Origin of the sequence: Coprococcus sp. HCN-4056, from assembly GCF_037892645.1 — a bacterium.
GTDB classification, from domain to species: domain Bacteria; phylum Bacillota; class Clostridia; order Lachnospirales; family Lachnospiraceae; genus Coprococcus; species Coprococcus ammoniilyticus.
Map to the genome: position 1 here is coordinate 316,595 of NZ_JBBKBL010000002.1, position 15,755 is coordinate 332,349.

The following is a 15,755-nucleotide window of genomic DNA, read 5'->3' on the forward strand; positions in this document are numbered from 1 at the left end:
ACAAACTGCCGGGTATAAAACCCAGCAGTTCGAAATGTTCATTTTCAATTATAAACTGAATTACTTGTTAGCAAGCTCAGCCTTGATTGCTTCTGTAAGAGCAGGAACGATCTTGTTCAGATCTCCAACAACACCATAATCAGCTACATCAAAGATAGGAGCATCCTCATCCTTGTTGATAGCGATGATGATATCTGACTCTTCCATACCGGCTACATGCTGGATCGCACCTGAAATACCAATTGCGAAGTATACCTGTGGACGAACTGTCTTACCAGTCTGACCAACCTGAAGCTCCTTTGGCTTCCAGCCTGAATCTACAACTGCACGTGAGCATGATACCTGTCCGCCAAGTACTTCTGCAAGATCATCAAGAAGCTTGAAGTTCTCTGCTGAACCAACACCACGACCACCTGAAACAAGGATCTTAGCGTCCATGATATCTTTGATATCTGAAACAGCCTTTGAGATTTCAAGGATCTCAACATACTTGTTGTTTGGAGTAAATCCAGGATTGTACTCGATCACTTCTGCCTTCTTGCCAGCTACTCTGTCAAGCTTCTGCATAACGCCCGGACGTACTGTTGCCATCTGAGGACGATTATCAGGACATGCGATTGTAGCGATTGTGTTACCACCGAATGCAGGACGTGTCATAAGAAGCTGATTGTGCTTCTGCTCCTGATTTGGAAGTGCAACAAGAGGGAAATCACCGATTTCAAGTAATGTACAGTCTGCTGTAAGACCTGTAGCTACTCTTGCTGATACTGTAGGACCAAGATCACGACCAATAGCCGTAGCACCAACTAAAACGATCTCTGGCTTGTACTCATTGATAACTGAAGCAAGTGCATGTGCATATGGCTCAGTTCTGTATTCTTTTAATTCTGGATCATCAACAACGATAACTCTGTCTGCACCGTACTCTGCAAGTTCGTCTACAAGACCCTTTACGTCGGAACCGATCAGGACTGCTGTAACCTTTTCATTAAGCTTATCTGCAAGTCTCTTTCCTTCACCGATCAATTCAAATGAAATACCACTTAACTTATTATCTACCTGCTGTGCAAAGACAAATACGCCTTTGTAGTTCTTCATATCTTCTGCGTTCATTGCGCCCATTTTATTCACCACTTTTCCTTTACTATATTAGATTACATGCTTATCTTTTAACTTGCCAACAATATAGCTAACTGCTTCATCTGGAGAATCAGGTACAACCTTCTCGCCTGCACCCTTTCTTACCTTATCAGAAGCCTTTGCAATCTTTGTTGGTGAACCTTTCAGACCAAGGTTTGAATCATCAACATCTACAAGGTCTGCTCTGCCAAGTGTTGTGATCTCTGCATTAACTGCATCGAAGATTCCACCTGGAGTCATGTATCTAGGCTCATTTAACTCTGAAAGTGCTGTTACAAGGCAAGGCATCTTAGCCTTTAACATATGATATCCATCATCATACTGACGCTTAACGATTACGGAATCTCCGTCAACCTTGATCTCCTGTGCATATGAAATAACTGGAATTCCAAGATGTTCAGCGATCTGTGGTCCAACCTGAGCTGTATCTCCATCGATAGCCTGACGACCTGTAATAATAAGATCATAATCAAGCTTTCTGAGTGCTCCAGCGATTGTTGTTGATGTAGCCCATGTATCAGCTCCACCAAGAACACGATCTGTTACAAGAACGCCCTTGTCAGCGCCCATAGCGATTGCTTCCTGAAGAACATCTGCAGCCTTTGGAAGACCCATTGTAAGAACTGTAACTTCTGCTCCATACTGATCCTTTAATCTAAGTGCAGCTTCAAGACCTGCCTTATCATCAGGGTTCATGATTGTAAGCATTGCTCCTCTGTTTAATGTACCATCTGGGTTAAACTGAACGCCACCCTTTGTATCAGGTACCTGCTTTATACAAACTATAACCTTCACGTTAAGTACCTCCTAATTATTTTAATAAGTTTGCAGAAATAACCATACGCTGAACTTCTGAAGTTCCTTCGTAGATTTCTGTAATCTTAGCATCACGCATCATACGTTCTACATCATACTCTTTGATATAACCATAACCACCGTGTAACTGTACACACTTTGTTGTTACTTCCATAGCTACTTCTGCCGCATACAGCTTAGCCATAGCAGCTTCTACAGAGTATGAAGTCTTGTGATCAGCCTGGTACTGTTCTTTCTTCTTAGCTGCCTTGTATACCAGTAACTTAGCTGCTTCAACCTTTGTTGCAAGATCAGCAAGTACAAACTGAGTATTCTGGAACTGAGCGATTGAACGACCAAACTGCTTTCTTTCCTTAACATAGTCGATTGTGATATCAAGAGCACCCTCAGCAATACCAAGAGCCTGAGCTGCGATACCAATACGACCACCATCAAGTGTATGCATTGCAATACCAAATCCCTTGCCCTTCTGTCCGAGAAGTGCATCCTTAGGAATACGACAATCTGTGAAGATAAGTTCATATGTGGATGAACCACAGATACCCATCTTGTTTTCTTTTGTTCCGAATGTAAATCCCGGAGTGCCTTTTTCTACGATAAATGCTGAAATCTCTTTCTGCTTTCTACCACGTTTTTCAATTGTACCTGTAACTGCAATGATAATATATACATCTGCTTCTTTACCATTTGTAATGAAACACTTAGATCCGTTAAGAACCCACTCATCACCATCAAGAACAGCCTTTGTCTGCTGACCCTGTGCATCTGTACCAGCACCCGGCTCTGTAAGACCAAATGCGCCAAGCTTTCTACCGGAAGCAAGATCTGGGAGGTACTTAGCTTTCTGATCTGGTGTACCGTATGTCTGGATTGGATCTACACACAGAGATGTATGTGCGGAAACAATAACACCAGTAGTACCACAAACCTTTGAAAGTTCCTCAACACACATAACATATGTTAAAGGATCACAACCCTGTCCACCATCTTCCTTAGAAACAGGTATTCCTAAGAAACCATACTTTGCCATCTTCTCTACTGTCTCTCTAGGGAATCTGTGATTTTCATCAATTTCCTGAGCAAGAGGCTTTACTTCATTCTGCGCAAATTCTCTGAATAAGTTCTGCGCCATTTCATACTTCTTGTCTAAAGCGAAATCCATTCTATTTCTTCCTCCATAAATATATTTATCAGTCAATTACTGAGCATCAACTGGTGTCTTTGTGCGGTCAGCATTGTATACATAGAATCCCTTACCACTCTTAACACCAAGGTTGCCGCCACGTACCATCTTACGAAGTAATGGACATGCACGATACTTGCTGTCGCCTGTCTCGTTATAGAGTACATCCATAATAGCAAGACAGATATCAAGACCAACGAAATCACCTAATTCAAGAGGTCCCATTGGATGATTTGCACCAAGTTTCATAGCTGCATCGATACCAGCGATATCTGACACACCTTCCATCTTGATAAATGCAGCTTCATTGATCATTGGAATCAGGATTCTGTTTACAACAAACCCGGCAGCTTCATTTACCTGTACAGGTGTCTTACCGATCTCTTCTGAGATCTTAACGATCTTATCAACATTCTCTGCCGGTGTGTTAACACCTGCGATAACTTCGATAAGCTTCATTCTGTCAGCTGGATTGAAGAAGTGCATACCGATCATAGGACGGGTAAGACCATTTCCAATCTCAGTGATGGAAAGTGAAGATGTATTTGATGCAAATACACACTCTGGCTTGCAGATCTTGTCAAGCTCAGAAAATGTTGTCTTCTTAACTTCCATGTTCTCGAAAGCAGCCTCTACGATAAGGTCACAATCTGCGCATAAGTCTTCCTTAAGACCCGGAGTGATGCTGGCAAGAATACCATCAACCTTCTCCTGTGTCATCTTTCCTTTTTCAACAAGTCTGGCATAACCTTTAGCGATCTTGTCCTTACCGCCTTCAGCCCATTCCTGCTTAATGTCGCAAAGTGCTACTTCATATCCATCAACCTGAGCGAATGCCTTAGCAATTCCCTGACCCATGGTTCCTGCACCAATAACGCCAACTTTCATTTTAATATCCTCCTAAAAATTATTTTTAAGCAAACATGAGAAATTCATATACGTTTCGTTTGACATGCTCACTTTGGTATATCAAACATTTAGGATGGTTGATTTCGATTTCAAAATAACCACCCTAAACGTCAATATCAAGATTGTTGATTTATTTATTCTGGAAAGGAACAACCTTTAATTTCTTTTCCTTATCTTTCTCAAGGAAGTTGCCCATTCCTGCCTTCTGATCCCCTGTCTCGAAGCAATCGCCGAATAATTTCTCTTCTACAACGATTGCCTGATCCATATCAACCTGTAATCCATCATTGATTGCTTTCTTACAGTTACGAACTGCAATCGGAGCATTTGCTGCAATGATAGAAGCCATCTTCTTAGCTGCCGGTAATAACTCCTCTAATGGATATACAGCATTTACAAGACCGATTCTGTATGCTTCATCAGCTTTGATATTTCTTGCTGTGTAGATCAGCTGCTTTGCCATTCCTGCACCTACAAGACGGGCAAGTCTCTGGGTTCCACCAAATCCAGGTGTGATTCCAAGGCCAACTTCAGGCTGACCAAATACTGCGTTCTCAGAACAGATTCTGATATCACAGCTCATGGAGATCTCACATCCACCACCAAGTGCAAATCCATTTACGGCTGCGATTACAGGGATTGGGAATGTCTCGATCATGCGGAATACGTCATTACCCTTTTTACCGAAAGCTTCGCCTTCAGCCTTTGTAAGTGTTGACATCTCTCCGATATCTGCACCTGCTACAAATGATTTCTCTCCTGCACCGGTAAGTACAAGACATCTTGTTGTATTCAGGTCAACAGCTTTGAATGTTGCATCCAGTTCTTCAAGAACTGTGCTGTTTAATGCGTTTAATGCCTTTGGACGATTAATAGTGATAACACCAACAAATCCGTCCTGTTCATATGTTACGAATTCCATCGTTTATCTCCTTATATAGAAATGTAATATGGTTTTTCAGCCGACCGGATTAGTCTTCGATCTTAACAACTGTTGAGCAGCCCATACCACCGCCGATACAAAGTGTAGCAAGACCTGTCTTAGCACCCTTTGCCTGCATCTCATGAAGAAGTGTAACAAGGATACGGCATCCTGAAGCTCCTACTGGATGTCCAAGTGCGATTGCACCACCATTTGGGTTAACCTGCTTGTCAACATCAAATCCAAGATCCTTAGCTACTGCAACTGACTGAGCTGCAAATGCTTCGTTTGCTTCGATGATATCGAAATCTTCGATCTTAAGACCTGTCTTAGCCATTACCTTCTTTGTTGAAGCAACTGGTCCGATACCCATGATAGATGGATCAACACCACCAAGAGCACCTGCTACCCATGTAGCCATTGGCTTAACACCAAGTTCTTTAGCCTTTTCTTCGCTCATAACAACGATAGCTGCTGCACCATCATTGATACCTGAAGCATTACCTGCTGTTACGAAACCATTTGGATTGATAGTTCTGAGTCTTGAAAGTGTCTCAACTGTTGTACCAGGTCTTGGTCCCTCATCCTTCTTGAACTCAACCATCTCTTTTTTCTTCTTAACCATAACTGGAACGATCTCTGCGTCAAATGCACCTGACTCCTGAGCTGCTACAGCCTTCTGCTGGCTCTTTGCTGCAAACTCATCAAGTTCTTCACGAGTAAGTCCCCACTGCTCACAGATGTTATCAGCAGTCTTGATCATATGGTAATCATTGAATGCATCCCAAAGAGCATCATGTACCATTGTATCTACAAGTTTACCATCATTCATTCTGTATCCGAAACGTCCCTGCATTACAGCATATGGAGCCATTGACATGTTTTCCATACCACCTGCTACAACGATATCAGCATCTCCTGCTTCGATCATCTGAGCAGCCATATTTACACAGTTCAGACCTGAACCACAAACAACGTTAACTGTAACAGCAGTTGTCTCAATTGGAAGACCAGCTTTGATTGATGCCTGACGTGCAACATTCTGTCCAAGACCTGCCTGGATTACACAACCCATATATACATGATCTACCTGATCTGCAGGAACTCCTGCTCTGTTTAAAGCTTCCTTGATAACGATTGAACCAAGTACTGGAGCTGGTGTTGTACTTAATGATCCGCCCATAGTACCGATAGCTGTACGGCATGCGCCTGCTAATACAATTTTCTTTGCCATAATAATGAAATCCTCCGTATTTTTTTATAATGTAAGTGTTATATCATGGTACATTCATGCTGTAAATGGCACAATAATGACCATTATTGACATAACAGCACACTTTCTGGCTACATTCTAGCACAAAAGAAAGTACCACGCAACCAAAAATGAAATGCACGCATTAGAAATCATTATTTTTTCATTTCTGGTTATTTTCTTAATTTTATATAAAATATCAGTGTTTTTTCTTTCCTGTTTTCTGTTTTTGATATTTTTTATCATTTTGTCCTGCAGGTTTCCCGGTTCTGCTGTTTCTGTTATCCTGCCCGGATTTATAACTTCCTGAATTTTTACCGGATTTATCCTGTTTTCTATGATTACTGTTCTTGTTATTCTGATTCCGTGTTGCCTGTCCTGACGGATTCTTTTTATGGACATCTTTATGTCCCGAAGTATTCCTATCCATCTTTCTTGGAGTTATCAGACAATGCTTTTCGAATCCGATCAGATCTGTCCGCCCTGCCTTTATCAGAGCTTCTTTTACCAGATCATAATTCTCCGGTCTTCTGTACTGGATCAGTGCACGCTGCATTGCCTTTTCATGTGGATCTCTCGCCACATATACCGGTTCCATCGTTCGCGGGTCTACCCCTGTGTAATACATACAGGTCGAGATTGTCGATGGTGTTGGATAAAAGTCCTGTACCTGCTCCGGCATATATCCGATATCACGGATGTATTCTGCCAGTGCGACTGCATCTTTTAAAGTAGAACCCGGATGTGATGACATCAGATACGGTACTGCATATTGTTTCAACCCATACTGTTCATTGATTTTCTCATATTTTTTTATAAATGTCTCATATACCTGATTGGATGGTTTTCCCATGTACTTCAGAACATTATCTGAGATATGCTCCGGTGCAACTCTTAACTGTCCACTGACATGATACTGGCAAAGCTCCCGTAAAAAGGTATCATCATGATCTGCAAGCAGATAATCAAATCGTATACCGGATCTTACAAATACCTTCTTCACACCGGGTATCTGTCTTAATTTACGGAGCAGCTCAACATAATCTTTATGACTGGCATTCAGGTTCTGACATGGTTTTGGAAACAGACATTGTTTATTCTGACACACACCATATTTCATCTGTTTTTCACAAGACGGATGTCTGAAATTCGCTGTAGGTCCTCCAACATCATGAATATATCCTTTAAACTCCGGATCTTTCGTCATGTGCTTTGCTTCTTCAATGATTGATTCATGGCTTCTGGTCTGAACAATCCTGCCCTGATGAAAAGTTAGTGCACAGAAGCTGCATCCGCCAAAGCATCCACGGTTGCTTGCCAGACTGAACTTCACCTCTGCTATAGCCGGAATTCCCCCATCCTTTTCATACATTGGATGATAGGTGTTCATGTAATCATACCCATATACGTCATCCATCTCCATCTGCGTGAGCGGATATGCCGCAGGATTCTGAACAACATATCCCCGGTTGCCATATCCTTCCACCAGCACTTTTCCGGAATATGGATCTGTATTGATATACTGTGTATAAAAGCTTTCTGCATATTTTAAACGGTCTTCCTGAAGTGCTGCATAATCAGGCAGGATCACCGGAGCTTCTACACAGGACAAATCCTTTGTCTTGTAGACTGTTCCTCTGATAAATGTGATATCCCTGACATCTATTCCGCTGTCTAACGCATCTGCAATCTCAACCATGCTGTGTTCGCCCATGCCATAGGAAAGCAGATCTGCCTGTGAATCGATCAGAATTGAATGCTTTAATTTATTTGACCAGTAATCATAGTGTGCAAGTCTTCTGAGACTTGCTTCAATCCCACCAATAATGATCGGAACATCCTTATACGTTCTACGGATCAGATTGCAATATACCACTGTTGCATAATCCGGTCTCAGCCCCATCTTTCCACCGGGAGAATAGGAATCCATACTTCTGTGTTTTTTTGAAACAGTATAATGATTGACCATAGAATCCATATTGCCACCGGAAACCAGAAAACCAAGTCTTGGTCTGCCGAATACATCTATACTCTTATCATCTTTCCAATCCGGCTGTGGAATCATACAGATCTTATATCCATGTGCTTCCAAAACTCTGCTGATAATTGCCGGACCAAAAGAAGGATGGTCCACATAAGCGTCTCCGGTAATAAACACGAAGTCCGGCTGTTCCCATCCTCTTTCTATCATATCTTTTTTATTCACCGGCAGAAAATTATGTGTATTTGTCATTTTCTTTTCTCTGCTTTCTATGCTTCTTCTTTTCTTGCTGCAATATCAACCGACATACCGGCGCCAAGTGCAACTGCTTCTAACGCTTTATCAGAAACATACGTATCAATTCCCGTTTTTTCCTTGATCAGCTTATCCATTCCATACATCAAGCTGCCACCACCGGTCAGAACAATTCCATTTACCGATATATCCGCGACCAGCTCCGGCGGAGCCGTCTCAAGTACCCCGTGAATTGCCGTCAAAATATGAGAAGTTGTATCTGCAAATGCTTCTATTGTCTCATTTGCGGTGATCGTGATCGCCTTTGGAAGTCCCTTGATCAGATCTCTTCCCTTTACAACATAGGTGATGTCCTCCGGCCTCTCATAGACCGATCCTACCGCTATCTTTGCTTTCTCCGCAGTCTGTTCTCCGATCAGAAGATTATACTTTCTTCTGATATAACGGATCATCGATGCATTGTAATCATCACCCGCTGCTTTGATCGACTGACTTTCAACTGCTCCACCAAGTGATATAACCGCAATATCCGTTGTACCTCCTCCGATATCTACGACCATATTTCCTTTCGCTTCTTCAATATCAACAGCAGCACCGATTGCTGCCGCAAGCGGCTCTTCCATAACATAGACACTTTTTGCACCCGTCCTGTAGACCGCATCCTCGACCGCTCTTCGTTCAACCTCCGTTACCCCACTCGGAACGCAGACACAGATTTTCGGTCTGCCAACTCCGGTCCGTTTCTCCATCGCGCTACGGATAAATACTTTTAACATTCGCTCTGTAACAGTATAATCTGAAACAACTCCCTTTACAAGCGGTCTTACGACCTCGATTGACTCCGGTGTCTTTCCGATCATCTTCTTCGCTTTATTTCCAATCGCAATAATGCGCTTTGAGTTTTTTTCATATGCTACAACAGATGGCTGGTTGATGACTACTCCACGACCTTTAACATATACCAGCACATTTGAGGTTCCCAAATCTACTCCAATATCCATACTATCTTATATCTCCTTAAAGTTATCCCGGCAGTTGTCAAAATCTACTTTAAATACAAATCTTGCCTCATCACCGCACAAAAAAGTGCCAAGTTTACAATAATAAATATTATAAACATTGGCACCATTTTTTTCAACCAAAATATAAGCTGGAAAATACAATCATACGACTGCTATTTTTCTTTCTTATTTTATATCCGTCTTCATAACTTTCTTTGCTTCTGCATTTCTTGCATCTGCACGTTCGATTGCTTCATCGATAGCTGTCAATAATCTGTCAATATTACCAGATTCCATTGCCATAAGTACATTTTTAATATTGCCATCAATACCATCTTCATACTTATAACCTTTTTCAATGATATATTCTTTGGCAATGACGATCATATTTTCTTCCTTGATCTGATCGAAATATACTCTGTTATTGAAACTTCTCGCCTGTGTCATATTATCTGCAAGCATCTTGCTGAGTGCAACTTTTTCGCCGGTAAGAATAACTTTTACATCATTCTTTTCTGTGGAACAAAGATCAACCATTTCTTTGAAACGCTCCGGTGTGATCAATCCGGCACTTTCAACGATCAGACAGCCACCCTTCAGTTTTGTAACTGCACCTGCAAGTTTACCACTGTTGATTACTTTTGCCTTTACTTTTGCCTTTGCAGGAGATGTACAGAAGCCAAGGTCATAATAGCACTCTGCAAAATCTTCTCCGATTTTGGCAGAACCAAATCCATGTAATCCAAGGATTACCAGGTTCTTTGACCTCTTTGGATCAACCTTCATAGTCTGAAGAACATTTACAATCTGTGCTCCCGCAGGATTTACACACAGATATTTATACAGATATTTTGCTTCTGCAGGTAATGCTTTCTTCATTTCCTGATTGATCTCACTCTGTTCTGCTTCTACAGCAGCTTCATCTGTTGCTTCTAATGAAACATCAATCTTTGCAGCTTCATCCAGTTTTCCGGCTTTCAAGAGTTCCGCCTGTTTTCTTGCTTCCTCTTCCTTCTTAACTGCTTTTTCAAGCACTTTTGCTGCCGCTGCAGCTCTGCTTGTAACTTCTTCTAACTGCTTCTTTGTACTGATTTCTTCTTTTAACAGAGAATCAAGATCATGTTTCTTCTTTTCTTCTGCTTTCTTAACTGCTTCTTCATCTGCAGCTTTTCTAGCTACAATACGTTCTGCCTGTTCCGTCTTAAGATCCGCAATCTTCTTCTTTAATTCTTCTTCTTTCTTCTTTGCAGCATCCAGCAACTTCTTTGCAGCTTCTTCTGCCTTCTTCCGGGAATCAGCAGCTTCTTTTTCTGCTGTCATTGCAGCAGACTGAACCTTTTCAAGTTCTGCAGCCTCTCCTGTTGCATATTTTTCTTCCTCATCTGCAAGGAATTTCTCATGCGCATCATCTCTGGCTTTCTTTTCTTTTTCCAGATTATCTTTACCATCTGCTGCAGTCTTTTCGGCATTCTGGATCTCAACTTCTTCTTCGATCTTAGCCTTTTCCAGAATCTGTTCAGCTTCTTCCTCTGCATTTTCAGCCTTTGAAAGCAGATCTTCCGCTTCAACTACCGACTTCTTTGCAGCATCCAAAGCCTGTTGTGCCTCTGCCTTTGCAGCCTTGAAGGATTCTACATTTTTCTTTGTTTCTGCAATATCTGCATTTGTAGTCTTCTTCTCTTCATTAAGCGTATCAATTTCAGACTGATGCTTCTTCTTATCAGCCTCGCCCTTGGAAATTCTGGCTTCAGCCGCTGCCTTTGCAGATCTTGCCTCCTCCAGTTTCTTTAATGCTTCTGCTTCTTTTGCTTCTGCATCCTTTAAAGCTTTCTTTGCTGTATCTATTGCTTTTGCTGCGGAATCATTATTGTTCATTGCAGTCTTTAACTTGGTCTCACTTTCAGCAAGTTTATTTTCAAGTCCCGCAAGCGCCTTCAATGACTCAGATTCCATCTCAGTTGTATTCTTAAGATTCGATGCTGCCTCTTCTTCTGCTTTCTTTGAATCAGTAAAGATAACGCCAGCACGCTGCTTGTTCTGTTCTGCATCATCCATCAGCTTCTTAGCTTTGTCATTCTGCTTTTCTTTCTTCTCCTTAGCAGCTTCAATTGCTTTCTTCTTATCTTCCTCAAGCTTGGTTGATGATGTTTCAGCATCTTTACATGCTTTCGCATATTCAGCTTCATGCTTCTCGATATTTGCCTTCTTTGCATCTGCCAGCTTCTTGATCGCTGCATCTGCAACAGCCTGCGCATCATTGATGATCTTTGTCTTAATGGTTTCAGGATCGCATTCCTTTAATACCTTATCAGACTCATTCTGTGCCTTTTTGTTTGTATCCTCAATCTCTTTCTTGATCGAAGTTACCTTTGAATCCAGCTCTGCATCTTCTTTTGCAAGGAGTTCTTCATCTGCCTTCTTCTTTGCATCAAATTCAGCCTTTACCTTGTCATCATAAGCAGCCTTCTTCTTTGCACATTCTTCCAGTTGAAGTTTTAATTCTTTTTCTTCTTTCTCTGAATCTGCAATGGTCTTCTGAGCGGTCTCAACAACATTCTTTGCATCCTGTGCTTTCCGTTCAGCCAGTTCGATTGCCTGCTTCTTCTTTGTTTCAGCCTCGATCCTTGCTTTTTCTACAGCAGCTTTCTTGCGGGCTTCCTCTACTTTCTTACGGTTTTCTTCTTCTGCAGCTTTACGCTTGGCTTCTTCCTCTGCTTTCTTCTTAGCTTCCTCTTCTGCTTTCTTCTTAGCTTCCTCTTCTGCTTTCTTCCTAGCTTCCTCTTCTGCCTTGATCCGTGCTGCTTCTTCTTCACTTGTCTCATCTATATTTGACAGATTCTCAATGCCGGCACCAAGGAAATCATCATCATCATCATCTATATCATACATGGACGAAACATCAGATGCGTTTTTGTTTCTGTCAGGTAAAATACTGAACAAGTCACCATTTTTATCATTACCCTTTGGTGTCTTTACTTCTTTTACCTCAACATTCTTTCCTGGTGTCCATTCTGCATCATCTGCAGCAACAGAAGACATATCATCCTCATCAAAACGTACAGAATCATCTGTAAGTGTCTGTTTCTCTGCTTCACCAACTTTACTAGGTGAAAGGGAATCATCCACCTTACCTTTAATATTTAATGAAGCGCCAAGGCCACTGCCTGCGTCCTCTGTTTTTCCGGACAATCCGCCTTCTGAAGGTACACTGCCAAGTCCGCCACCAAGTCCGCTTCCTAAACCGCTGCCAAGTCCGCCACCGAGACCTTCTCCCAGTCCGCTTCCTAAACCGCCGCCAAGTCCGCCAAGGCCTTCATCGGCAATACCACCAAGGTTAAGACTGATCTTCGGCATTTCCTGCTTGTCATTCTTATCCTCTGTCTTTGCTTCTTTTGCTTCACCCTCTGCCTCTTTATTTGTATCTGGCTTATTAGTTTCTGCTTCGTTGTTCTCTGTCTCTTCAGGCTTATCCTCATGAACAATACCCAATGCTTCTTCTCTCTTACGTCGTTTCTTCTCCTCAATACGCGCAAGTTCTTCAGCAGACAAAGTCTTATATTGGCTCTTGCTTCCACTATCTGAAGACTTCTTTTTATTACTGCTCAGATTTTTCAGTGCCTGCTCTTCTTCCAGTCTCTTCTGCTTTGCAGCTTCAGCGGCTCTTTCTTTTTCAAGCTGTGCCTTTATCGCAGCAATCATAGCTTCTGTTTGATCTACAGCCAATTTGTACGCCTCCTTCCACATTATCAAATAAAAAATAATATTTATATATTAATCTAATTATTTGTCATTCCTCTTAAGCTTGTATTTCTTCTCCTGTTTTTTATCTAGGTGCTCAAGCTGTTCTTTTCTGTTATCTTCTTGTTCCGATATCACCTTCTCATCAGATGACAGATCCGCGTTTTCGACGTCTGTTTCATCTTCAATCAGGTTAACAAAGCTATCACTATGCATATTGAAGTAGTCTGTATTTGATGCATATTTGGTTCCAAGCTCTATACCAAGTCTTGCCAGTAATTCATCTGCCTGATTAATAAGCTGTTCTTCTTTTTCCAGATTATCTGACATTTTTCTGTCATATTCAGCCTTCATATCAACCGTTTCTTTCATCAACTCTACAACTGGAGGTTTGTCGCTGTTATAATCCGGAAACAGACTTGAACGAAATATCGGGAAGTCCCGTCTATGTGCCGTTTTTTCCGATTCAATCCCGTATTCTGGTTCTGGTTCCGTTTCAGATTCCGGATTGACCTCGGCCTCTAAATTCATTTCAACCACAGCTTCAGAATCAATTTCAACATCCTTCTCAGCTTCCGTCTTACTCTCAGATTCTTTCTCAGAATCAGCCTCAGCTTCGACTTCTAATTCTGATCCAGGCTCGGAATCAGCCCTAGCCTCCACTTCCGGCTCGATTTCTACTTCCTCTTCAGCTTCATTCTCTGTTTCGACTTCCACTTTTGTGTCAGATCCGGTTGCTGCTTCGATCTCCACAATATCATCATCCTCATATGCCTGTTCAAATGAATCATCTTCCCAGGTATCTGCGTCAAATGTATATTCATCAAGCGACTGAATCGCTATATCTATATCAAACGGATCATCAGAAGTTGTTTTCTCCATTGTATCCGTTGATTCTAACTCCAGTTCCTGATTTTCCTCCAGCATCTCTGCCTTTTCAGCATCTTCTGCAGGCTCAGCGGTTTCTGCTGTTTCTTCAAGCTCAGATTTCTCAGTTTCTTCTACTTCCTCTATAACAACAGAATCATCATCTTCCCCGGCCGGCCCTGGCGTCTCAGCACTGTCGGCATCTTCTTCATTCGATTCTGATGTCTCAGGTTCTTTAGCATCTTTTGTCTCCGTCTCAGTAATCTCATGATCTTCAACAGATTCCGTATATTCTGATTTCTTCTCAATCTGTTGCTCATCGGTTTCAGATTTTTCAGGTTCTTCCGATTCAACATTCTCAGGTTTCTCAACATCTGAAGCGTCAGTTATATCTTCGGATATAATCTCTTCCGGAGCTTCTTCGAGAATCTCTTCTGTATGTTCATTCGATGGTTCCGGCATGATTGCATCATCCACATCTACCATCAATACAGAATCATATTCTTCGTTATCAAAATCAAAATCGTCAACGCCATCTTCAAATGAATCCTCTGATAATTCATCCAGACTTCTCGGCTTCTTCTCATCCCCTGTAGAATCAGCAACCGGTTCTGCTTCAGCTTCCATGCCATTCTCAGCGACAGTTTCATCAGATTCCGGATTTACAATCTCGCCAAGAAGCTGATCACGGTCTACTTCTGAGTTCTCCTGCTCCGCAAATGCTTCCTCAATTGCCTCTTCTTCTTTCTTTGACATCCGGTTCTTAAGGAACCACTTTTTCTTTCCGGTATTCACTTCCTGATCAGAATTCTCCGGAGTATCCAATACTTCCTGATCTGTCTGTTCTTTCTGCTGTTCTGCTTTTTTTTCCTGTTTCTGTAACTTCTTGGATTCTTTCTTTTCTTTCGACTTCAGAAGCATCTGTTTAAACTTCATAGAATTCGTAACTGGTTCCCGATCCTCAACCATCAATGTGATCTTTGGATCTTTCGGATGGATTCTCAAATCATCTGCTTCTAATACTTTCTCTTCCATCAGACGGACATCCTGCTGCGCGATATCGTCATCCATTGCTTCCGTTTCAGGATAACAATAGATGGCTTTATCAACATCATATAATTTCTCTCTTAACTGATTCACCTTGTCAATATAAGATGAACCTTTATAAGTTGCACAGAACATCTCGGCTTTCGACTGGAATTTTTCTTCATTTCCCATTGCTTTATACAATAAAAGCATCTCAAAATCCCAGATATCACTTGTTTCTTTTTCATTTGCCGATATCAGAATACCATACAATTCCTTGTATGGTTTTCTTTCTGCTTTCGCAAGCATATATTCGATCCTATATGTACCCGCATCTTTTTCATTCTGATTAAATTTATATATTTCATAATAGGTATTTGCCAGTGAATAAAAGCCCATGGATAAATATACCCGGATCAGAGAATATATGATCTTATTCCCTACAGGTGCCATGGAATGTGCTTTTACAAGAGCAGCACGGGCTTCCTGATACCGCCCGTTTTCATAATAAACTTCACCACAGATCTTAATAAACTGTGGCGAAAGGGACTTGGTCAAATCCTGATGTTCAAGTATATCCAAAGCAAGACTATAGTCTCTGCTTTCAGCCAGTTCTTTAATTTTATTCACACTTGACATACTTATTCCAGTACCCATCAAACCAT

The 15,755-nt window shown here is 41.6% G+C and carries 10 protein-coding genes; all 10 read right to left on the reverse strand.

The genetic code is table 11. From position 1 onward, the window contains the following. Positions 1–60 precede the first annotated feature (60 nt). Positions 61–1,122 (reverse strand): electron transfer flavoprotein subunit alpha/FixB family protein, encoded by a 1,062-nt coding sequence (locus WKT03_RS03935; RefSeq protein WP_008400714.1) that lies wholly within the window; start codon positions 1,120–1,122, stop codon positions 61–63. Between the two features lie 27 nt (positions 1,123–1,149). Next, positions 1,150–1,935: an electron transfer flavoprotein subunit beta/FixA family protein gene (locus WKT03_RS03940; protein WP_008400713.1), complete on the reverse strand. Its 786-nt coding sequence runs from the start codon at positions 1,933–1,935 to the stop codon at positions 1,150–1,152. Between the two features lie 16 nt (positions 1,936–1,951). Beyond that, entirely contained in the window at positions 1,952–3,118 is a 1,167-nt protein-coding gene (locus tag WKT03_RS03945; protein ID WP_008400712.1) for an acyl-CoA dehydrogenase, read from the reverse strand. Between the two features lie 36 nt (positions 3,119–3,154). Further along, positions 3,155–4,027 carry a 3-hydroxyacyl-CoA dehydrogenase family protein gene (locus WKT03_RS03950; RefSeq protein ID WP_021943773.1) on the reverse strand — a complete coding sequence of 291 codons (873 nt, stop codon included), beginning with the start codon at positions 4,025–4,027 and terminating at the stop codon, positions 3,155–3,157. Positions 4,028–4,178: 151 nt separating this feature from the next. Beyond that, entirely contained in the window at positions 4,179–4,970 is a 792-nt protein-coding gene (locus tag WKT03_RS03955) for an enoyl-CoA hydratase-related protein (RefSeq protein ID WP_340390931.1), read from the reverse strand. Between the two features lie 49 nt (positions 4,971–5,019). After that, complete coding sequence (locus WKT03_RS03960; RefSeq protein ID WP_008400709.1) at positions 5,020–6,204, reverse strand: acetyl-CoA C-acetyltransferase; 1,185 nt, start codon at positions 6,202–6,204, stop codon at positions 5,020–5,022. 217 nt (positions 6,205–6,421) lie between these two features. Beyond that, on the reverse strand, positions 6,422–8,455 hold the full coding sequence (locus WKT03_RS03965) for a YgiQ family radical SAM protein (RefSeq protein WP_021943772.1): 2,034 nt from the start codon (positions 8,453–8,455) through the stop codon (positions 6,422–6,424). Positions 8,456–8,472: 17 nt separating this feature from the next. Continuing rightward, on the reverse strand, positions 8,473–9,459 hold the full coding sequence (locus tag WKT03_RS03970; RefSeq protein WP_021943771.1) for a rod shape-determining protein: 987 nt from the start codon (positions 9,457–9,459) through the stop codon (positions 8,473–8,475). A 186-nt stretch (positions 9,460–9,645) separates the two neighbouring features. Beyond that, complete coding sequence (locus WKT03_RS03975) at positions 9,646–13,182, reverse strand: hypothetical protein (protein WP_021943770.1); 3,537 nt, start codon at positions 13,180–13,182, stop codon at positions 9,646–9,648. Between the two features lie 57 nt (positions 13,183–13,239). Beyond that, complete coding sequence (locus WKT03_RS03980) at positions 13,240–15,747, reverse strand: hypothetical protein (RefSeq protein WP_340390932.1); 2,508 nt, start codon at positions 15,745–15,747, stop codon at positions 13,240–13,242. Between the last annotated feature and the right edge of the window lie 8 nt (positions 15,748–15,755).

Coding starts and splice junctions, on each gene's coding strand:
- WKT03_RS03935 (WP_008400714.1), bottom strand. CDS start 1,122: ATGGGCGCAATGAACGCAGAAGATATGAAGAACTACAAAGGCGTATTT.
- WKT03_RS03945 (WP_008400712.1), bottom strand. CDS start 3,118: ATGGATTTCGCTTTAGACAAGAAGTATGAAATGGCGCAGAACTTATTC.
- WKT03_RS03950 (WP_021943773.1), bottom strand. CDS start 4,027: ATGAAAGTTGGCGTTATTGGTGCAGGAACCATGGGTCAGGGAATTGCT.
- WKT03_RS03955 (WP_340390931.1), bottom strand. CDS start 4,970: ATGGAATTCGTAACATATGAACAGGACGGATTTGTTGGTGTTATCACT.
- WKT03_RS03960 (WP_008400709.1), bottom strand. CDS start 6,204: ATGGCAAAGAAAATTGTATTAGCAGGCGCATGCCGTACAGCTATCGGT.
- WKT03_RS03965 (WP_021943772.1), bottom strand. CDS start 8,455: ATGACAAATACACATAATTTTCTGCCGGTGAATAAAAAAGATATGATA.
- WKT03_RS03970 (WP_021943771.1), bottom strand. CDS start 9,459: ATGGATATTGGAGTAGATTTGGGAACCTCAAATGTGCTGGTATATGTT.
- WKT03_RS03980 (WP_340390932.1), bottom strand. CDS start 15,747: ATGGGTACTGGAATAAGTATGTCAAGTGTGAATAAAATTAAAGAACTG.